The following is a 22,155-nucleotide window of genomic DNA, read 5'->3' on the forward strand; positions in this document are numbered from 1 at the left end:
TGCTAGTTCATTAAAACGTTTTTGTATTTATTTAATTCTTTTAAGGCAATACCTGTTCCACGAACTACAGCTCTTAAAGGATCTTCAGTAACATATACAGGTAAATCAGTTTTACGAGACAAACGTTTATCTAATCCTCTTAACATAGAGCCACCTCCAGCTAAATAAATTCCTGTGTTGTAAATATCTGCAGCTAATTCTGGTGGAGTTTTAGATAATGTCTCCATTACAGCATCTTCTATTCTTAAGATAGATTTATCTAATGCTTTTGCAATTTCTCTAAAAGAAACCTGAACTTGCTTAGGTTTACCACTAAGTAAATCTCTACCTTGAACTAACATTTCATCTGGTGGACTATCTAAATCTTCAGTTGCTGCACCAATTTGAATTTTAATTTTCTCTGCTGTAGTTTCACCAACATGCAAGTTATGCTGAGTTCTCATGTAATACATAATATCACTCGTAAATAAATCGCCAGCAACTTTTACAGATTGATCACACACAATACCACCTAAAGCAATAACTGCAATTTCTGTAGTACCACCACCTATATCTATAATCATGTTTCCTTTAGGTTCCATAATATCTATACCAACACCAATAGCAGCAGCCATAGGTTCGTAAATTAGATATATTTCTTTAGCATTCATATGTTTTGCAGAATCTCTAACCGCTCTTTTTTCTACTTCTGTAATTCCTGAAGGAATACAGATGACCATTCTTAAAGCAGGTGGAAATAATTTCTTTTTTATTGATGGAATCTGTTTAACAAATTCCTTAATCATTTCTTCTGAGGCTTGAAAATCTGCAATAACTCCGTCTTTTAATGGACGAATTGTTTTAATATTTTCATGAGTTTTTCCTTGCATTAGGTTGGCTTCCTGACCAATTGCAATGATTTTACCAGAAACTCTATTTCTGGCTACTATAGAAGGGCTATCAATAACAACCTTTCCATTATGTATGATAAGCGTATTTGCGGTTCCTAAATCAATCGCAATATCTTCTGTCATAAAATCAAAAAAACCCATAGAAATTATTTCTTATTTGAAAGTGTGTATTCTTACAAATTTACAAAAATTAATCTTGTAAATAAGCGAATTAAATTAATGTTTAAAATGTCTTGTACCTGTCATTACCATAGATAAATTGTTATCATTACAGTAATCAATACTTAACTGATCTTTTATAGAACCTCCAGGTTGAATAACACTTGTAATACCAGCCTTGTCAGCTATTTCTACACAGTCTGGAAATGGAAAAAACGCATCACTAGCCATTACAGCTCCATTTAAATCAAACCCAAAACTTGTAGCTTTTTCTATAGCTTGTCTTAGGGCATCAACTCTACTTGTTTGTCCTGTACCACTTGCTAATAGTTGGTTGTTTTTAGTAAATACAATCGTGTTAGATTTTGTATGCTTGCATATTTTTGAAGCAAATAATAAATCTTTTAACTCAGCTTCTGTTGGTTTTGTATTGGTAACGTAAGTTAAGTCTTCTAAAGTATCTGTCTTAGCATCTTTATCTTGAACTAATAAACCGTTTAAAGCTGTTCTAACATTTTGAGAAGGTAATTCTGTAGTTTTCTGTACTAAAATTACTCTATTTTTCTTTCCTTTTAATATGGTTAAAGCTTCATCAGAAAACGAAGGTGCAATTACAACCTCACAAAATAATTTATGAATTTCTTCTGCAGTTGCTTCATCAATTTCTGTATTAGAAATTAAAACACCTCCAAAAGCAGAAACAGGATCACCTGCTAAAGCATCTATATAAGCTTGTTTTATTGTATTTCTTTGCGCAAAACCACATGCATTATTATGTTTTAATACTGCAAAGGTTGGGTCTTCTCCAATAAATTCATTCATTAAATTTACTGCTGCATCAACATCTAAAAGATTGTTGTAGCTTAATTCTTTACCATGTAATTTATCGAACATGGCATCTAAATCTCCAAAGAAATATCCTTTTTGATGAGGGTTCTCTCCATATCTTAAAGTTTTAGAAGTTGTTTCACTTGCTTTATATACTATTTCATCTTCATTAAAATAGTTAAAAATTGCAGTATCATAATGAGAAGAAATATTAAAAGATTTTGCTGCAAATTTCTTACGTTGTTCTATTGAAGTTTCTCCTTTATTAGATGATAATATTTCTAAAAACTCATCATACTGCTCCATAGAAGAAACTGTAAAAGTGTCTTTGAAGTTTTTGGCAGATGCTCTAATTAAAGAAATACCACCTATATCTATTTTTTCTACAATATCTTGTTCAGGTGCTCCAGAAGCAACTGTTTTTTCAAAGGGATATAAGTCAACAATAACTAAGTCTAATTGAGGGATGTTGTATTCTTTCATTTCAGCAACATCACCTTCATGATCTTGTCTGTTTAGAATACCTCCAAAAACTTTTGGGTGTAGTGTTTTTACACGACCTCCTAATATAGAAGGATATGAAGTTACATCTTCTACAGGTACTACATCTATACCTAATTCTTTAATAAACTTTTCTGTACCTCCTGTAGAATAAATAGTTACATTTAGTTCATTTAATTTTTGAACTATTGGTGCTAAACCATCTTTGTGAAATACCGAAATTAATGCTGATTTAATTGTTTTTGAAGTGCTCATTACAAGTTGTATTGTTAAGCGAGCAAATCTAAGCAATCATTAAAGAAATCGCAATGAAAAGATAGTAACAAAAGTACTAAGTAATTAACATTTTGATTTCTTTAAAATGCTCTTAATTATTCTGCACTGTCCAGAAAATCTCGAAACCAATAAACAAATTGGTCATAAACAGTGTCTTCTTCTTTTAGGTTGAATTTTTTGCTAGATTTAGCGTACGAGGTAAAGTATTCTTTAGTTCTCATCATGTGGGGGTATTAATGATTATAAAAATGTATTTCAGCGAACTAATTTATAGAATATTTTTATAAAAACAAATTTTTATAAAATATTCGCCACTTTTTTGCACACATATTCTAAAAGCTCCTCATCGTTTTCAGTAAAAGTATTGGCTGTATGAGAATCTATATCTATTTGGCCTATATTTTCTTTATTCACAAAAATTGGAATCACAATTTCAGATTTTACCTTCCAGCCACATGAGATGTAGTTATCTTGTTCAGAAACATCTTGTACTACAAAATTCTCATTGCTGACAGCAACTTGTCCGCAAATACCTTTTCCAAAAGGAATTATAGTGTGTTCTGTTTCCTCTCCTGTATATTGAGCTAATTTAAGCTCGTTTTTATCTCCGTTTTTAAAATAAAAACCTACCCAGTCATAATAAGAAATTTCATTTTCTAAATAATCACAAATACTTTGTAATTTTTCTTCTTTAGAAGTTTTTGATGCTATAATTTGATCGATGTTCTCTTTTAATGGTGCTATATTCATCACGTAATTATGTAAATTTTGTATAGATATTATCGTAATTTTTTAATAAAACTTACAAGTAAATATTTAACACAAAGTTAGAATAACTTTTTGTAAATTTGTACTTCTAAAATGAAACATTTTTTTACTAAAATATCAATTTTATCACTATCATTTTTAGTGCTGTTTTCAACCTTTTCTTTTACGGTTGATGCTCATTATTGTGGAGATTTTTTAGTAGATTTTTCACTTACAGGAAAAACAAATAGTTGTGGAATGCAGATGGATGATGATGCAAACGTAGTTATGAAAAGTTGCTGTAAAGATGAGGTTCAAAAAATAGAAGGTCAGGAAGAACTTCAAAATCAAGAAGTAAAAGAATTTACTTTTAAGGAGCAGCAATTTGTTGCTACTTTTTTTATTACTTATAGAGATTTATTTATAGAACAAGCTTCAAGAAATAAATTTTATAAAGACTTTACTCCACCTGATATTCCTATAGATTATCAAGTACAATATCAAACATTTTTAATCTGATTTTTTTTTAATTACAAACAGTAGTCTTCTATTGAGTTAGAAGAAAAATAGTTGTTGTTAATTAAATAATAATAGAAATGAAAAAAATATTTATAAATAGCATATTGCTATTTGTACCACTCATAATCTTTTCGCAAAACACTTTTAAAGGAATGATTATGGACAAAAACAATCCTCAGAATAATTTAGGAGTAGAAGGTGTTAGTGTGCACTGGTTAGATACTAATGTTGGCACAATAACTAACGATAAAGGTTGGTTTACGATTGATTATAAATCAGATTATAAAAAACTTGTAATTAGTTACTTAGGCTATAAAATAGATACTTTAACGATAACTAGTTTAGAGCCAATTCATCATTTTTTGACTTTAGAAAGTGAGTTAGAAGAAATTACCATTAATAGCAAACGAAATGCTGTTCAGAAATCATTTTTGTCTACTACAAATATGTTTACAGTAAATGCAGAAGAATTATTAAAAGCTGCTTGTTGTAATTTGGCTGAAAGTTTTGAAACAAATCCTTCTATAGATTTAAGTTTTTCTGATGCCTTAACAGGTACAAAACAAATTCAAATGTTGGGTTTAACTAGTCCTTATTTACTAATTACCCAAGAAAATATACCAAGTGTTAGAGGTGCAAGTCAGGTTTTTGGACTCACATTTACTCCAGGAACTTGGGTAGAAAGTATACAAATTACCAAAGGTGCAGGTTCTGTTGTTAATGGTTATGAGAGTATTTCTGGTCAAATTAATGCAGAATTGGTAAAGCCTTTAACAGATAATGCATTCTTTTTAAATGCATACGGATCTCAAATGGGGCGTTTTGAACTGAATACACATTTCAATCAAAAAGTATCAGATAAATGGAATACAGGTTTATATATTCATGGCAATTATAGAGGCCAAAAATTGGATAGGAATAATGACAATTTTTTAGATATGCCATTAGCCAATCAAATAAATGTAATGAACAGATGGCAATTTACAGATGCAGAAAAAGGTTGGGTTAGTTTTATAAATGTTCGTTTTTTGAATGATGAAAAACAAACAGGTGAAATCAATTTTAATCCAGATATAGATAAAGGCACAACCAATAATTGGGGAAGTGAAATAGATACAAAACGATTTGATACTTCTCTTAAATTGGGGTATGTGTTTCCTGAATTACCTTTTCAAAGTATAGGTTTTCAAATGGCTTACAGCAATCATCAGCAAGATTCTTATTTTGGGTTAAATGTATATGACATTCAGCATCAAAGCATGTATTCTAATCTTATTTTTAATTCGATTATTGGTGATACAAGAAATAAGTTTAAAACCGGTTTAAGTTTTACTTACGATAAATACGATGAACTTGTTAATACCACTAATTTTGATAGAAAAGAAAATTCTTTTGGAGGTTTTTTTGAATACGCTTTTGATAATTTAGACAACTTTAGTATAACTGCAGGTTTAAGATTAGATACTCATAATTTACTAGGCACTTTTCTAACACCAAGATTACATCTTAGATTTGTGCCCTGGGATAAAGGTGTGTTGAGAGCTTCTGTTGGAAGAGGAAAAAGAAGTGCCAATATTTTTGCGGAAAATCAGCAATTATTTGCAAGTTCTAGGCAAATAAATATAGATAATGTTGGTGGTAATATCTATGGATTAAATCCAGAAATTGCATGGAATTATGGAGTGTCTTATCTTCAGAAATTTAACCTAGTCAATAGCAAAGGAGACATCACTTTAGATTTTTATCAAACAAAATTCGATAATCAAGTAATTGTAGATTGGGAAAATCCGCAAGCAGTGTCTTTTTATAATTTAGATGGTAAGAGTGTTGCAAATAGCTTTCAAATAGAGGTAAACTATGCTTTATCTGAAAGATTAAATTTAAGAACGGCTTACAAGTATTTTGATATTTCTACAGATTATAAATCTGGAAATCTGCAAAAACCTATTCAGCCTAGAGACCGATTTTTTGCCAATTTATCTTATGAAACAGATTTAACTGCTACTAATGCTCAGTGGAAATTTGATGTTACTTTTAATAATATTGGTAAACAGCGTTTGCCAAATACAAGCACAAAACCTGTACAATACCAATTGCCAGAAATTACAGAGCCTTATCAATTATTAAATACACAAATTACAAAAGTATTTTCTAAGAAATTTGAAGTCTATTTAGGTGCTGAGAACTTAACCAACGTACAACAAAACAATCCTGTTTTGGCAAGTGATGATCCTTTTGGGCCAAATTTTGATACTACAATTGTGTACGCTCCAATTTTTGGCAGGTCTATTTATACAGGATTAAGATTTAAATTAAATTAAAAACAAATACAGAAATGAAAAAATTAATTTTAACTTTAAGTATCATTTTGATTGGCTTTTCAGTACAATCTCAAGAAATTAAGAAAAATAAAAACGCAAAGGAAGTTATAAAAGTAGATGGAATTTGTGGCATGTGTAAAAAGCGAATTGAAACAGCTGCGTTAAAAACAAAAGGAGTAAAGTTTGCTATTTGGAGTCCAGAAACACATCAACTTAATTTAATTATGGATGAGCGAAAAACAGATGTTGAAGCCATTCAAAAAAACATACTAGCTGTTGGTCATGATATCTTATTAGAAGAAGGTAAAAAGTTAGTAGCAAAAACTGAAGCTTATAATTCTGTTCATCCTTGTTGTAAATATAGAGATCATGAAATTGTAGAAGATCATAAAGGAGAATTAAAAAAGCAAAAAAAGAATTAAAATTATGCTGAAACAAACATATACAGTTTCTGGTATGACTTGCAATGGATGTAAAAATTCTGTGGAAAAATCATTATTGAAATTTAATGAAATTGTTGAAGCTACAGTTAACCTAGAAAAAAAGCAAGTAGAAGTTTTGTTGAATGATGAAATTTCAGTTCAGAAATTGCAGTCTGGTTTAGCAGATAAATTTGTAATTTCTGAAAAGAAAGAGCAGGTAGATAACGCTTTTAAAGAGGAAGAAACATCTGAATTAAAGCAATTGTATCCGCTATTTTTAATATTTACTTTTATTACTTCTGCATCCATTTTAATACATTTTAGAGATTGGCAAATTGCTGAATTCATGTATACATTTATGGGGCTTTTTTATGTGGTATTTAGTTTTTTTAAGTTTTTAGATGTAAAAGGTTTTGCTGCAAGTTTTGCTATGTACGATCCTTTAGCTAAGATTTTACCTAAGTATGGTCTGGTTTATCCTTTTATAGAATTATCACTAGGATTGTGCTTTTTAATGCATTTTCAAATAATACCAGCCTTAATATTTACTATTGTAATTTTGGGTATTACAACTGTTGGAGTTACAAAATCTTTATTGAGTAAACAATCCATTAAATGTGCTTGCCTAGGCTCAGTCTTAAATTTACCAATGACAAAAGCTACTTTTATAGAAAATTCTATTATGATTTTTATGGCAATTTTTATGATTGTTAAATTGGTTTAATAAAAGTTAATTCGAAAAAAAGATCCGCTATTTAATAGCGGATTTTTTATATGAATCAATTATAAAATCATTTAAGGCTACATAGCCTTTTTAGTACTAAAGGTTAGTTCTTTAGTGCTTAGTTTGCCTGAGTTAGAAATACCTTCTAAATACATTTTAATATTTTCTTGCTGATTAATGGGAACTCTAAATTCGTATGTAGAATTTGCATTAACTGTAATAAATGGTTTCCAGAAAATAGCTCCATAATTTTGGTAGGTTTGATCTAAATAACTTGGGTATTTTGGGCTGTAATATTCTATTTGTTTAGAAAAACCAACAGGAAGATAAAACTCATTAAATGTAGAATTTTTTCTACTGTATTCTTTGGCAGATAGTGAGTACATATAGATTACCTCATTAAACTGACTTGGATCTTGTCCAAAAGATATACTCTTTAAGGTGTTTAGATAAAGTCCGTCTAAAAGCCATAAACTCTGTGTAATTTCATTACCATCTAAATAGACTCTTACAGCTCTTAATTGCCTTGTATAATTATCACTTTCTCCAGAAGACATACTATGATTTCTATCTGGCCTTCTTTTTCCTATGAAAATATCTCCATTTGTAATTTGTACATCAAATCTTTTAAAGCTTAAAAAGTCTAAAACTAAATCACCTCCTGTAACCACCATTTTATCCATCTTAAAAGTGGTAAGCATCGTTGCAAAACCATAAGCGCTATTTTCTTCTTTAACTCTTTTTGTTTTAACAATTACTTCATCTAAGGTGCTAACACCATCTGTTAAGGTCTTAAAATTAGAAACTTCTAATTCAGCTTTATTAGGTTCTTTTATAAAATCAGTTTTTAAAACATCTGTTATAGAACTATTGGAGTAGGTAAGGCTTGGCCCAATTTTGTTTACGAAATTATTGCTGATTTTTAATCCGAAGTGAAATTTAGAGTCTTTAATAAGAAAAGAATTCTTTAGAAGCAATTCTTGACTTCCAGGTTTAATTTCGGTAATTAAGTTATTTGCATCAGAATAAACAACCACAGTATGGTTTTTTTTCAAAGGATTGTTCAGGCTGAATTTTATGTCTATTCCATTTTCAAACTCATAGGTTGGCTTTTCTAGTTTTTCAAAAATATTTTTCCAGCTATATTTGCTCCATCCTTGGGTAATTAAAAGCAAGTCTAATTCTTCCAGTCGATTTTCATTACTACTATTAAAGTAATATTCAGGATTTTCTATTTGTCCTCTTACATAAGGATTTAAAATAAAAGAACTCTTTATAGTATTTATAGGCCTGTAAGCTTTTGTTTTAATAGGTAAAAAAGAAGCACTTAAATGAATCTTATCATTAGAATTGTTGGTAATTCTAAGAGCAATAGAATCTCTGGAAGTTGCTAACTGGTTTATATTTACATCAAAAAATAAATCTTGATGTTCATTATAAATAATTCGTTCACTTATTGCATTTTGCTCTTCATTAAAAAGAGTAATTATATTGATACCATGCTCTAAATCTTCTTTCTTTAAGGCAATTAAATACTTAGCATTTTCTGCATTAAATTCAATATTGAATTGTTTGTAGGTTTTTGTATTATGAATAAATAACGTGTAAGATTTACCTTTTAAAAGGGCAGCTGTAATTGGGTTTGTTTCTATTAAAATTTCTACACCATTTGTAGTCTGCACTGTTTTTAGAAGAACACCTATGGTTCTAGGTTCTGTAATTTTTCTTTCTATTTTAATACCATTGGGTAATTCAGCTATAAAACTATAACTATCATCTTCAGGTAAATAAAAGGATACTTTACCTAAACCAAATTTATTGATGGAGAAGGTTTCTATAAATTCACCATCGCTATTTTTAATAATACCCTCTTTAATTTGTAAACCTTTATTATTGGCATCTTTAAGTAAAATACCCACTGTATTTTCTGCATTTGTTACATAATGACCACCTTCTGGAAATAGTTTAAATTCAAAATAATCTTCCTCACTGAAAGTAGAAACTATTTCTTCTTTGTATTTTTCAGATGAGACTATTGTAATTTTTTGTTGATAAGAATTATTTTCTTTAAAATTTAGCATCCAATTTGTAGAGGCTTTTATGTAATAGTTTTTATTGGTAAATGAAGAGTCTATGGCTATAGATCCTCTACCAATTCCATTTTTAATTTCAATTAGCTGTTGGTCTTTCATTTTACCAGTTTCTTCAAAAATACTTACATATAAATTGGTTGTATTTACATGAAGTTTATTTGAATTCTGATCTTTTACATAAGCTTGAAACCAAATTTTTTCTCCTGATAAAAATGTGGTTTTATTAAGTTGAAGGTGAGGTATTTCTCTGGTGTATTCAAAATAGTTTTTAAACGAGTTTTCAATTTCTTTATCTTGCCCAAAGCTTGTTGCACAAATGGCCAATAAAAGTATTAAGTATACATTAATTTTAGTTCTCATAGCTGGAGGTATTATGTTTTTATAAATATACTAAAAAAAACATTAATAATAGTATTACTTTTAGTAATGTTTTTATCACTTAGAATTTAGAGCATGACACTCTTTGATTATTGGTTAATCCTTTTTGCTTATTTTCATGCAATAGTCCTTCGTTATTTATAGCTTCTAGAAAGATATTGTCTTTTCTGAATCATTACTAGGCTTATGCTAAGAAAATATATTTCAAGTAAATCATTGTTTATTTTGAACTTACTAGTTTAATTGTAAATAAAATAGAAAAAGCTCGATAGAAGTTATTCTATCGAGCTTTTAAAAAATTTCAAAAAGTTAAGTTAAAACTTAATCTTTTTTAAAATATTACATCATTCCTGGCATTCCACCACCCATTGGAGGCATTCCACCACCTGCTGGTGCATCTTCTTTAATATCTATTAAAGCACACTCAGTAGTTAAAATCATACCAGCAACAGAAGCTGCATTTTCTAAAGCAACTCTTGTAACTTTTTTAGGATCTATGATACCAGCATCTAACATGTTTACATAAGTTTCAGTTTTAGCATCGTAACCAAAGTCTTTTTTACCTTCTAAAACTTTATTGATTACTACAGAACCTTCACCTCCTGCGTTTTCTACGATAGTTCTTAAAGGAGCTTCAATTGCCTTATTTACAATTTGAACTCCTGTAGTTTCATCTAAGTTTTCTGTAGCTAATTTTTCTAATACTTTTTTAGCACGTACTAAAGCAACACCACCACCAGCAACAATACCTTCTTCTACTGCAGCTCTTGTTGCATGTAAAGCATCATCTACTCTGTCTTTCTTTTCTTTCATTTCTACTTCAGAAGCAGCACCCACATATAAAACTGCAACACCACCAGCTAATTTAGCCAAACGTTCTTGTAGTTTTTCTTTATCGTAATCAGAAGTAGTAGTTTCTATTTGCGCCTTAATTTGATTTACTCTTGCTTTAATAGCATCTGCATCTCCAGAACCATTTACAATTGTTGTGTTGTCTTTATCAATTGTAATACCTTCTGCAGAACCTAATAAATCTAAAGTTGCATTTTCTAAAGAAAAACCTCTTTCTTCAGAAATAACTGTTCCTCCAGTTAAAATTGCAATATCTTCTAACATTGCTTTTCTTCTGTCTCCAAATCCTGGTGCTTTTACAGCAGCAATTTTTAAACCTCCTCTTAACTTGTTTACTACTAAAGTAGCTAATGCTTGTCCATCTACATCTTCTGCAATAATTAATAAAGGTCTACCAGATTGAGAAACTGGTTCTAAAATTGGTAAAATTTCTTGTAAGTTTGAAATCTTCTTATCAAATAATAATACATAAGGATTTTCTAAATCTGCAATCATTTTATCTGCATCAGTTACAAAGTAAGGAGATAAATATCCTCTATCAAACTGCATACCTTCTACAACATCTACATATGTATCAGTACCTTTTGCTTCTTCTACAGTAATTACACCTTCTTTACCAACTTTTCCAAATGCCTGTGCAATTAAATCTCCAATTGTATTGTCATTATTTGCAGAAATTGCAGCTACTTGCTGAATTTTATCAGATGAGTTACCAACTTTTTGAGTTTGTTTTTCTAAGTCTGAAACTATAGATTCTACAGCTTTGTCAATTCCGCGTTTTAAATCCATAGGATTTGCACCTGCAGCAACGTTTTTTAAACCTTCTTTTACAATTGCTTGTGCTAAAACAGTAGCAGTTGTTGTTCCATCACCAGCCAAATCATTGGTTTTAGAAGCAACTTCTTTTACCATTTGAGCTCCCATATTTTCAAGCTCATTCTCTAATTCAACTTCTTTTGCTACAGAAACACCATCTTTTGTTACAGTTGGTGCTCCAAATGCTTTAGAAATAATTACGTTTCTTCCTTTTGGTCCTAAAGTTACTTTTACTGCATTAGCTAATGCATCAACTCCACGTTTTAAACCATCTCTTGCTTCAATATCAAATTTAATATCTTTTGCCATTTTGTTTTTATTTTTTTTGCTTTTAGCTGAAAGCTCTTGGCTTTTTGCTAAAATAGTTTGCATTAATTTTTATTTTTTTGCTTCAGGCAAATAGCCAAAAGCAAATAGTTTTATTTATATAATTGCTAGAATATCAGATTCACGCATCATTAAATAATCTTTACCTTCTAACTTTAATTCAGTTCCACCATATTTACCATATAAAACAGTGTCTCCTACTTTTACAGTTAAAGGCTCATCAACTTTACCATTACCAACTGCAACTACAGTTCCTTTTTGTGGTTTCTCTTTTGCATTATCTGGAATAATTAATCCAGATGCCGTTTTTGTTTCTGCTGGTGCAGGTTCTACAAGAACTCTGTCTGCTAAAGGTTTAATGTTTAATCCCATTGTTTTATAAATTTTGATTAATAAAATTATTTTTTATGCTTTTAATTAGTCAGAAATTATGCCATCGATTAAAAACTGACAATTTTTCTTTGATTGATTTTTAAAGGGAAAATCAGTGCAAAAAAAAATGCCAACGTGTCATTTACGTTGGCATTTTAAATTGTTTAGATAGTATTTAGTTAATACTATCGTTAGAAGATGGTAAAGTGTTTTCTACTGGAGTCGTAGTTTCTACACCATCTAAAGTATTGTTTAAGTTTACATCATTTTCTCCACCTCTAGGAATGGCTACATTTGATAATAAAATTAATGCGAACATTGCAATAGCTAACGTCCACGTTGTTCTGTCTAAAAAGTTGTTTGTGTTTTGTACACCACCCAAAGATTGTGCACCTCCACCACCAAATGAAGAAGATAAACCTCCTCCTTTAGGATTTTGAACCATTACTATTAATACTAAAGCTACTGCTACAATTAAAATTAATATGATAAAAGCTGTATAACTCATTATTTATGTTTTTGTAAAATTTGTATTCTTTTAATTTGGTCTGCAAAGAAACCACTTTTTTCTGGATATTTCAAACTTAAAATTCGATAGGCCTGAATTGCATTTTCATACTTCTTTTGCTCTAAATAAACCTTGGCTAAGGTTTCTGTCATTAAGCTAGTATCTTGCTGGTTTTTAGCAATAGAAACAGAAATGTTTTTATCTTTTGCTAAAGGTTCTATTTTAGGATTATTCGCTATAAATTTTTGAATAATTTCCTCTTTTTTAGAAGTTTTTGAAGAAGTTTTATCAACTCTATTTATAGGTTTTTTAGATGATAATTGCAGCCATTGATTAAAAGAATGATTTTCTGAATGTGTAAAAGCAATAGGTTTGCCAACTTCTAATTCTTCTTTTGTTTGGCTGACTAAACTCTCTAAAGTTCCACTGTTTATTACTTTTGAACTAATACTTTCTGTACTTGGACTGCTTTCTTTTTTAGGGGTTGTAAGAGATTCACTTTTAGAAAAATTAGTTGAGGTAATGTATTCAAAAAGTATTGCTCTATCTCTTGTATTTGCAGCAGTATTTTTTAATTCTTGGTTGTATTTAAAACTGTTGCTCTGCTTTAATTTATTTAGGTATAAAACTCTAGCTGCTTGAAAAAATGGATACTTTTCTACTACAGCCTTCAAATCAGAAATTTCTATTTTTTCTAATTCGTTTTTGCTTTTAAAGGCTTTTGTAAGAGATGAAGTTTCCAAATTAATTTGCATTACCATTTTGCTACAGAAGCATTAAAAATATCTTGAATTATTCTTTCTAGAATTTCGTCTAAAGCATTTTCTAAAACGCTACCTGAAAGTTGTGCATTTGCATCAAAATCAGAATAAAAAGAGAATGTTTTTTCAAAGTCATCATCTTCTTCTAGTTTATTTACAAAACGAACATTTACTGAAACTGTTAACCTGTTTTGGGCTGCAGTTTGGTTTGATGTTCCACTCATTGGTGTAATTCTGTACCCAGTTATTTCTCCACTAAAATATAAATCACCATTAGAATTGGTAAGTGTTAAGTTTGTTTGACGCGTAAATAGATCTTGCAAATCATTTGTAAAACGCTGAGTTAAAACAGGCTCTACTAAAGGTGCTTGATTTGGAAAAAAATCAACTTGAATGGTTTTTGCATCACCTGTATTACCTCCTGTAAAAGAATATGGTCCACATCCTATAAGAGTAACTAGAATAAAGATAGATAAAATTAAATTCTTCATGTTATAAAATTACAAATCGTACTGTTTAATTTTTCGATATAGGGTTCTTTCAGAAATGCCTAATTCTTTAGCAGCCAATTTACGTTTGTTATTGTTTTTTTCAAGAGATTTTTTAATCATTTCTATCTCCTTGTCTTGTAAAGATAAAGATTCATCTTCTTCTATAGTCTCAATAAAATCATAATCTTTTTCTGAAGGTGAATTTTGAGGAACATTTAAAACTTCAATATCTAGCTCTTCTAAATCCTTATTATTGTAGATTTTTTCTAATAACCTGTGATTTTCTTCTTGTACTTCTTCTACGTTTCCATTCTTCATTAAATCTAGTGTTAGCTTCTTTAAATCATTAATGTCATTACGCATATCAAAAAGAATTTTATACATAATATCACGTTCTGTAGAAAAATCATTTTCTTTTTTACCACCAATAATAGCTGGTAGATTACCTGAATTATTTGGTAAATATTGTTGTAATTTCTGAGCGCCAATACTTCTTTCTTCTTCAATAACAGAAATTTGTTCGGCTAAGTTTTTAAGTTGACGAATGTTACCTGGAAAACGAAAATTCATTAATACTTTTACAGCATTTTCATCTAATCTAATGGATGGCATTCTATATTTCTGAGCAAAATCTGCAGCAAATTTTCTAAATAGTAAATGAATGTCTTCATTTCGTTCTCTAAGAGGAGGTAGGTTAATTTCTACAGTGCTTAACCTATAATATAGATCTTCTCTAAATTTTTCTTTTTCTATGGCAGATTGCATGTTTACGTTGGTAGCTGCAACAATTCTAACATTCGTTTTTAAAACTTTTGATGAACCAACTTTTATAAATTCGCCATTTTCTAGAACACGTAGCAAACGCACTTGAGTAGTCAATGGCAATTCACCAACTTCATCTAAAAAAATGGTACCACCATCTGCAACTTCGAAATATCCTTTTCTGTCCTGAGTTGCTCCTGTAAAAGCACCTTTTTCATGACCAAAAAGTTCACTATCAATTGTACCTTCTGGAATTGCACCACAATTTACAGCAATATATTTTGCATGTTTTCTGTGTGATAATGAGTGTATAATTTTTGGAATATTCTCTTTACCTACACCACTTTCTCCTGTAACAAGTACAGAAATATCAGTAGGTGCAACTCTTACAGCTTTTTCTAAAGCTCTATTAAGGTGAATATCGTTTCCGATAATTCCAAAGCGTTGTTTTAATGCTTGTAAGTTTTCCATTTTCTTTTCTTAGAATTTATAAAAAAGAATTTATAAAAAAGAATTGAGAGAAAAGGTGAGTGCTGATCTCTAATTTCTCTTTTTTAAAAATTAATTATTATCTGAGTAACCAACAGCAGTTCCTTTTAAGGTTGCTGAGGTGCAATCTTCTACTTTTACATTTACAAAATCACCTAACTTATAGTGTTCTTTTGGAAATACAATAACAGTATTCTGTGTGTTTCTACCTTTCCACTCATTAGGATTTTTCTTAGAAGTACCTTCAATTAGAACTTCTTCTACTTTTCCTAAATGTTGTTGAGTTCTGTATAAAGCGTGTTTCTGTTGTAAATCTATAACTTCTGTTAATCTTCTTTTCTTTACAGCAGCAGGTACATCATCTTCCATTTTCTTACCAGCTAAAGTTCCTGGTCTTTCAGAATAGGCAAACATGAATCCAAAATCATATTTTACATATTCCATTAAATCTAAGGTGTCTTGATGATCTTGTTCTGTTTCTCCACAAAAGCCAACAATCATATCTTGAGACAAGGCCATTTCTGGAACAATCTTAAATATATTATCAACCAACTCCATATATTCTTCACGAGTGTGTTGTCTGTTCATGGCTTTCAACATGGCATTACTTCCACTTTGAACTGGCAAGTGAATGTACTTGCAAATATTCCTGTGTTTAGCCATAACATGAATTACGTCTAAACTCATGTCTTGAGGATTAGAGGTAGAAAAACGGAAACGTGTTTTTGGAAATTGGGTAGCACACATATCTAACAACTGAGCAAAATCAACTGCAGTTGCTTGTGCCATTTCTGAAGCCTTTTTAAAATCTTTCTTTAAACCTCCTCCATACCATAAGAAGCTATCTACATTTTGGCCTAATAAAGTAATCTCTTTAAAACCTTTATCTACCATAGACTGTATTTCCTCTAAAATACTTTTTGGATCTCTACTTCTTTCTCGTCCACGAGTAAAAGGTACAACACAAAAAGTACACATGTTGTCACAACCCCTTGTAATAGATACAAAAGCAGATACTCCATTAGAATTTAAACGAACAGGAGAAATATCACCATACGTTTCTTCTTTAGATAAAATTACATTTACAGCATCTCTACCTTCGTATACTTCTTCTAAAAGGTTTGGTAAATCTTTATAGGCATCTGGTCCAACAACTAAGTCAACAATTTTTTCTTCTTCTAAAAACTTTTCTTTTAAGCGTTCAGCCATACAACCTAAAACGCCTACTTTCATTTTTTTGTTAACTTGCTTTACAGCATTATATTTTTGCAATCTTCTACGAACTGTAGTTTCTGCTTTTTCACGAATAGAACAAGTGTTTACTAAAACTAAATCTGCTTCTTCTAAAATTTGAGTAGTGTTGTAACCTTGTTTATCTAAAATAGCTGCAACAATTTCACTATCATTCATATTCATTTGACAGCCATAGCTTTCTATGAATAATTTTTTAGTGTTCTCTTTCTTATTTTCTGTTACAAGTGCCTTTCCTTGTATTTTTTCGTCAATAATTTTCTCTACTTCTTGCATCTTTCAATTTGTAATTTGAAGGTGGGCAAAGATACAACCAATTTTATATTTTTATGACAAATTGGCAGAAAATTAATGTTGTTTTTCTGTTAATTATTCATCTAATATTTACTAAAAAATTTTTTTTAACAAAAAACTAACTACTTTTGCATTTTAAAATAGCCCTTATTTAACGGGTTTTGAGTGATAAATGAGAGATATATGGCAAAGAATTTAGTAATAGTAGAGTCACCAGCAAAAGCTAAAACTATCGAAAAATTTCTTGGTAAAGATTACCAAGTAGAATCAAGTTATGGGCATATTGCAGATTTACCATCGAAAGAATTAGGTATAGATGTAGAAGGTGATTTTAGTCCTAAATATATAGTTTCCGATGATAAAAAACCAGTTGTTAAAAAATTAAAAAGTTTAGCAAAAAAAGCAGAAACTGTTTGGTTAGCAAGTGATGAAGATAGAGAAGGAGAGGCTATTGCTTGGCATTTAAAAGAGCAATTAGATTTAAAAGAAGATAATACAAAACGTATTGTTTTTCATGAAATTACTAAAAAAGCAATTCTAAAAGCTGTAGAGAATCCTAGAGATATAGATTATCATATGGTAAATGCTCAGCAAGCACGTAGAGTTTTAGATAGACTTGTAGGGTATGAATTGTCACCAGTTTTATGGCGTAAAGTAAAGGGAGGTTTATCTGCAGGTAGAGTGCAATCTGTTGCAGTGCGTTTAATTGTAGAAAGAGAGAGAAGTATTCAAGATTTTAAACCAGAGACACATTATAAAGTAGTTGCTGAATTTTCAAATAATGAAGGTAAAAAGTTTAAAGCTACTATTCCTAAAAACTTCGATTCTAAAAAAGCTGCAGAAGACTTTTTAAAGTCCTGTGCTAATGCCGATTTTAACATTGCAGATTTAACCAAAAAGCCAGCAAAAAAATCACCTGCAGCACCATTTACAACATCAACTTTACAACAAGAAGCATCTCGTAAATTAGGCTTTGCAGTGGGTAGAACAATGCAAGTTGCACAACGTTTGTATGAAGCAGGTTTAATTACTTACATGAGAACAGATAGTGTAAATTTATCTGTAGATGCAAGAAACGAAGCTGAAGAAGAAATTATAGCTTCTTATGGTAAAGAATATAGTAAACAAAGAGTGTTTAAGTCTAAAGCAAAAGGTGCTCAAGAAGCCCATGAAGCCATTAGGCCAACCAATATGAAAATGCATTCTATTGATACTGAATATGATCAAAATAGATTGTATGATTTAATTTGGAAAAGAACCTTGGCTTCACAAATGAGTGATGCCCAATTAGAAAGAACTAATATCAAAATAGAAAACTCTGAAAACTCAAAAATCTTTACTGCAAATGGAGAGATGATTAAGTTTGAAGGGTTCTTAAAAGTGTATTTAGAAGGTAAAGATGATGATGAAGAAGAGCAAGCAGGAATGCTGCCCAATCTAAAAGTTAATGAAAGTCTAGATTATATTTTTATAAATGCAACTCAGCGTTTTACAAGTCCTCCTTACAGATTTACAGAAGCATCTTTAGTAAAACAGTTAGAAGAATTAGGTATTGGTCGTCCATCAACATATGCACCAACAATTTCGACAGTTCAGAGAAGAGGTTATGTGGAAAAAGGCCAAAATGAAGGCGTTGAAAGAACTTACGAACAAATGATTTTAGCTGATGGAGCTGTTAAAAGTCAGCAATTATCAGAAAAAACAGGTTCAGATAAAAATAAGTTAGTTCCTACAGATATTGGAAACATTGTAAACGACTTTTTAGTGGCCAATTTCTCTAATATATTAGATTTTGGATTTACAGCAAAAGTTGAAAATTCTTTTGATGATATTTCTGAAGGTGATGAAGATTGGATAGAGATGATTAAAGATTTCTATACTAAGTTCCACGATAATGTAGAAGATGTAAAAGAAAATGCAGAAAGAGAAAGTGGTGAACGCATTTTAGGAAAGCATCCAAAATCTGGTAAAACAGTTTTGGTACGTTTAGGAAAATTTGGACCTATTGCTCAAATAGGAGCTCCAGATGATGAGGAAAAGCAATTTGCTAGTTTAAATAAAGATCAAAATTTAGGTACAATTACATTAGACGAAGCTTTAGAATTATTCTTGCTCCCTAAAACTTTAGGAACGTATGAAGATGAAGAAGTAATTGTTTCTAATGGGCGATTTGGACCTTACATTCGTTTTGGAAAAATGTTTGTTTCTTTAGATAAGGGAGAAAACCCAATGGAGGTTGATTTACCTAGAGCAGAAGAATTAATAAGAGCTAAGCAAAAAGCAGATGCTCCTATTTATCATTATGAAGATTTACCTGTGCAAAAAGGTGTGGGTAGATTTGGTCCTTTCATAAAGTGGAATGGCATGTTTATCAACGTAAATAAAAAGTACGATTTTGATAACCTTTCTGATGATGATATTGTAGAGCTTATAGAAGTTAAAAAGCAAAAAGAGATAGATAAAGTTATCCATAATTGGGAAGATGTTGGTATTCGTGTAGAAAAAGCAAGATGGGGTAGGTTTAATGTGTTAAAAGGAAAAATAAAAATTGAGCTTCCTAAAACTACAGATATTGAGAAACTATCTAAAGAAGAGGCTGTTAAGATGATTGAAGCAAAAACGCCGAAGAAAAAAGCAGCAAAGAAAAAAACGACAAAAAGAAAAACAGTAAAAAAGAAATAGTATTTTTGGTATCTTGCATACACAATTATAATTAATGAATAAAGACTTCTTATCCCCTATAAAAGAAACTGCGCTTGCTCATTTGGTGTTACACTCACCTTTATGTTTAGGGAATAAAATTAGAATTCATTCAAATCAAACAGGTTTTCCAGATTTAGATGACGTTAAAATTGCCATTTTTGGTGTTCAGGAAGATAGAAACTCTGAAAACAATTTTGGTTGTGGAGATGATTTACACTTTGTAAGAAGAAAAATTTACGAACTTTTTCCTGGAAATTGGCATACAGAGATTGCAGATATTGGTAATGTAGCTAAAGGAGATAAGGTTTCTGATACGTATTTTGCTGTTTCAGAGGTAATTACCTCTTTGCTTAAAAAAGATATCATTCCAATAATTATTGGAGGTGGTCAAGACATTACATATGTAAATTACAGGGCTTATGACACTTTGGAGCAATCTGTAAATATTACAGCAGTAGATAGTAGATTTGATCTAGGTAATTTAGATGATGAATTAACTTCTCAATCTTACTTGAGTAAAATCATTATGCAAGAGCCTAACAATCTTTTCAACTATTGTAATGTTGGTTATCAGACGTATTTTAATTCGCAAGAAGCTATTCACCTTTTAGATAGTCTATTTTTCGATGCTTACAGATTAGGTAATGCTAAAGAATTAGAAAATATTGAACCAGCTTTTAGAAATGCAGATATAGTTTCTATAGACTTAGGGGCTGTTAGACAGAGTGAAGCACCAGCTAATAATAATGCCTCTCCAAACGGATTTTATGGTGAAGAAATTTGTGCAATATCTAGATATGCAGGTTTGAGTGATAAAGTATCATCCTTTGGAATTTACGAGTATAATTCGAAACTAGATAACAATCATCAAACAGCAAATTTGATGGCTCAGATGATTTGGTATTTTATTGAAGGTGTGAATTATAGAGTAAAAGATTACCCTTTTTCAGGCAAAGAAAACTACCAAAAGTTTACTGTAATGTTAGAAGATGATGATCCTTTAGTGTTCTATAAAAGTAATAAAACAGGTCGTTGGTGGATAGAGATAAATATTTTATCAGATAATAAATACAAAAGACATGCGTTAATACCATGTACATTTAAAGATTACACAGAGGCTACCAAACAAATAATACCAGAAAGATGGTATAAGGCCATGCAAAAAATGATGTAATTAAAGAATAATATAAATTTCAATACGTTAAAATGCAGATTCAACATTGTATTTTAGCAAAAAAAATAATAGGTTTACGAACTTTTAGTAAAGACAAAAATAAAATATGAAGAAAGCAGCAATATTTGCACTTTTAATAGCCGTTTTTTACAGTTGTGGTTCTAATGATAGAGGGGAATTAGTAGGAGTCAAGTCTAAAAAGAAGTGGTTTTCAGAGAAACCATTTGGTATGGTGTTAATTCCAGGAGGCTCATTTACAATGGGTAAGCAAGATGAGGACATTATTGGTACAATGAACTCACCAACAAAAACAGTAACTGTTAGGCCATATTTTATGGATGAAACAGAGATAACTAATAACGAATATAAAGAGTTTGTTGTTTGGGTTAGAGATTCTGTTACAAGAACAAAATTGGCATATCAAGCAGAGTTTGCAGCTTTAGGCGCAACTCCAGATCCTACAGGTAATAATAATAGAGCAACTGGTATTCAGTTATATAAGTTTAAGGATACTGTAGAAAACTCAACTCCTTACCAAAGATATATGTATGAAAACTATTATCAGTTTGATACCATACAACCTTTAAATTGGGAAGAAGATTTAATTTGGAAGAAAGAAGAATATCCAGATATGGATTATGTAGAGGTTATGGATTCCTTATACATTAGTAGAGAGGATGCTGTAGATGGTGTTAGAACTTTTAATACTAAATTTTTAAAGTACAAATACTCTTGGTTTGATAGAGATAATGCTGCCAGAAAAGGTGGTGATAGGAAAGATTTTGTGCAAACAGAGATTTTAAATATTTATCCAGATACAACAGTTTGGGTTAAAGATTTTAACTATTCGTACAATGATCCAATGCATCAAGATTACTTTTCACACCAATCTTATGGAGATTATCCTGTAGTAGGTGTTACTTGGGGTCAAGCAAATGCATTTTGTAATTGGAGAACTAAGAAAAAGAACGATTATTTAAAAAATAAAAAGAATGCAGCTCAAGTACCTGCGTTTAGACTGCCAACAGAAGCTGAATGGGAATATGCAGCTAGAGGTGGTCTGGAGTTTGCAACTTATCCTTGGGGTACAGGAAGTACAACTAGTGATAGAGGTTGTTTCTTAGCAAACTTTAAACCAGTTAGAGGTAATTATGCAGTAGATGGCGCTTTATATACTATGGAAGCTGAGTCATACAACGCAAATGATTACGGATTATATAACATGGCTGGTAACGTTTCAGAATGGACAAATACAGCATATAACTTATCATCTTACTACATGGCTTCTACAATGAATCCTAATGTAGAGGATAGAAAAAATAAAAGAAAAATTGTAAGAGGTGGTTCTTGGAAAGATGTAGCATATTATTTAGAAGTGGGGTCTAGAGATTATGAGTATGCTGATACAGCTAGAAGCTATATTGGCTTTAGAACCGTTCAAAATTACATTGGTACAACAAATAACTAAAACTTAAAAAAAAAAAACAAAAAAGAATC

The 22,155-nt window shown here is 30.5% G+C and carries 18 protein-coding genes; 7 read left to right on the forward strand and 11 right to left on the reverse strand.

Features of this window, described 5'->3' with window-relative positions:
- Positions 1–2 precede the first annotated feature (2 nt).
- From LPB302_RS11660 to LPB302_RS11670, 3 genes are all read right to left on the reverse strand, one after another.
- Positions 3–1,031 carry a rod shape-determining protein gene (locus tag LPB302_RS11660; protein WP_053973385.1) on the reverse strand — a complete coding sequence of 343 codons (1,029 nt, stop codon included), beginning with the start codon at positions 1,029–1,031 and terminating at the stop codon, positions 3–5.
- 75 nt (positions 1,032–1,106) lie between these two features.
- Complete coding sequence (purH, locus tag LPB302_RS11665; protein ID WP_053973384.1) at positions 1,107–2,633, reverse strand: bifunctional phosphoribosylaminoimidazolecarboxamide formyltransferase/IMP cyclohydrolase; 1,527 nt, start codon at positions 2,631–2,633, stop codon at positions 1,107–1,109.
- A 318-nt stretch (positions 2,634–2,951) separates the two neighbouring features.
- Positions 2,952–3,404: a GAF domain-containing protein gene (locus LPB302_RS11670; RefSeq protein WP_143032701.1), complete on the reverse strand. Its 453-nt coding sequence runs from the start codon at positions 3,402–3,404 to the stop codon at positions 2,952–2,954.
- 111 nt (positions 3,405–3,515) lie between these two features.
- Between LPB302_RS11670 and LPB302_RS11675 the strand changes: the two genes are divergently transcribed.
- The 4 genes from LPB302_RS11675 (at position 3,516) to LPB302_RS11690 (ending at position 7,387) form a co-directional block, all read left to right on the forward strand.
- Complete coding sequence (locus tag LPB302_RS11675) at positions 3,516–3,920, forward strand: HYC_CC_PP family protein (RefSeq protein ID WP_053973382.1); 405 nt, start codon at positions 3,516–3,518, stop codon at positions 3,918–3,920.
- A gap of 77 nt (positions 3,921–3,997) precedes the next feature.
- On the forward strand, positions 3,998–6,241 hold the full coding sequence (locus tag LPB302_RS11680; RefSeq protein ID WP_053973381.1) for a TonB-dependent receptor: 2,244 nt from the start codon (positions 3,998–4,000) through the stop codon (positions 6,239–6,241).
- 14 nt (positions 6,242–6,255) lie between these two features.
- Positions 6,256–6,663 (forward strand): heavy-metal-associated domain-containing protein, encoded by a 408-nt coding sequence (locus LPB302_RS11685; RefSeq protein ID WP_053973380.1) that lies wholly within the window; start codon positions 6,256–6,258, stop codon positions 6,661–6,663.
- Between the two features lie 4 nt (positions 6,664–6,667).
- The gene (locus tag LPB302_RS11690; protein ID WP_340780675.1) at positions 6,668–7,387 is read left to right on the forward strand and encodes a heavy-metal-associated domain-containing protein; all 720 of its coding nucleotides are present in this window, start codon (positions 6,668–6,670) and stop codon (positions 7,385–7,387) included.
- A 77-nt stretch (positions 7,388–7,464) separates the two neighbouring features.
- On the opposite strand, the gene LPB302_RS11695 is transcribed toward LPB302_RS11690, so the two are convergent.
- From LPB302_RS11695 to miaB, 8 genes are all read right to left on the reverse strand, one after another.
- Positions 7,465–9,840 carry a hypothetical protein gene (locus LPB302_RS11695; protein ID WP_053973379.1) on the reverse strand — a complete coding sequence of 792 codons (2,376 nt, stop codon included), beginning with the start codon at positions 9,838–9,840 and terminating at the stop codon, positions 7,465–7,467.
- Between the two features lie 357 nt (positions 9,841–10,197).
- Entirely contained in the window at positions 10,198–11,835 is a 1,638-nt protein-coding gene (gene groL, locus LPB302_RS11700; RefSeq protein WP_053975275.1) for a chaperonin GroEL, read from the reverse strand.
- A gap of 114 nt (positions 11,836–11,949) precedes the next feature.
- On the reverse strand, positions 11,950–12,225 hold the full coding sequence (locus LPB302_RS11705) for a co-chaperone GroES (RefSeq protein ID WP_053973378.1): 276 nt from the start codon (positions 12,223–12,225) through the stop codon (positions 11,950–11,952).
- A 175-nt stretch (positions 12,226–12,400) separates the two neighbouring features.
- Entirely contained in the window at positions 12,401–12,733 is a 333-nt protein-coding gene (gene secG, locus LPB302_RS11710; RefSeq protein ID WP_053973377.1) for a preprotein translocase subunit SecG, read from the reverse strand.
- A complete protein-coding gene (locus LPB302_RS11715) occupies positions 12,733–13,488 on the reverse strand; it encodes a DUF8458 domain-containing protein (protein ID WP_053975274.1) in 756 nt (251 codons plus the stop codon). Before LPB302_RS11715 ends, secG begins: the two co-directional genes overlap by 1 nt.
- Complete coding sequence (locus LPB302_RS11720) at positions 13,488–13,985, reverse strand: LptE family protein (protein ID WP_053973376.1); 498 nt, start codon at positions 13,983–13,985, stop codon at positions 13,488–13,490. Before LPB302_RS11720 ends, LPB302_RS11715 begins: the two co-directional genes overlap by 1 nt.
- 9 nt (positions 13,986–13,994) lie before the next feature.
- Positions 13,995–15,218, reverse strand: coding sequence for a sigma 54-interacting transcriptional regulator (locus LPB302_RS11725; protein ID WP_053973375.1), 1,224 nt, complete (start codon positions 15,216–15,218; stop codon positions 13,995–13,997).
- Between the two features lie 90 nt (positions 15,219–15,308).
- Positions 15,309–16,763: a tRNA (N6-isopentenyl adenosine(37)-C2)-methylthiotransferase MiaB gene (miaB, locus tag LPB302_RS11730; RefSeq protein WP_053973374.1), complete on the reverse strand. Its 1,455-nt coding sequence runs from the start codon at positions 16,761–16,763 to the stop codon at positions 15,309–15,311.
- A gap of 201 nt (positions 16,764–16,964) precedes the next feature.
- Between miaB and topA the strand changes: the two genes are divergently transcribed.
- The 3 genes from topA to porK all read left to right on the forward strand — a co-directional run bounded on the left by topA (position 16,965) and on the right by porK (position 22,126).
- Positions 16,965–19,463 (forward strand): type I DNA topoisomerase, encoded by a 2,499-nt coding sequence (gene topA, locus LPB302_RS11735; protein WP_053973373.1) that lies wholly within the window; start codon positions 16,965–16,967, stop codon positions 19,461–19,463.
- Positions 19,464–19,497: 34 nt separating this feature from the next.
- A complete protein-coding gene (locus LPB302_RS11740) occupies positions 19,498–20,658 on the forward strand; it encodes a formimidoylglutamase (RefSeq protein ID WP_053973372.1) in 1,161 nt (386 codons plus the stop codon).
- Between the two features lie 106 nt (positions 20,659–20,764).
- Positions 20,765–22,126, forward strand: coding sequence for a T9SS ring complex lipoprotein PorK/GldK (gene porK, locus LPB302_RS11745; protein ID WP_053973371.1), 1,362 nt, complete (start codon positions 20,765–20,767; stop codon positions 22,124–22,126).
- The last annotated feature ends 29 nt before the right edge of the window (positions 22,127–22,155 follow it).

Origin of the sequence: Polaribacter dokdonensis, assembly GCF_024362345.1 — a bacterium.
GTDB classification, from domain to species: domain Bacteria; phylum Bacteroidota; class Bacteroidia; order Flavobacteriales; family Flavobacteriaceae; genus Polaribacter; species Polaribacter dokdonensis.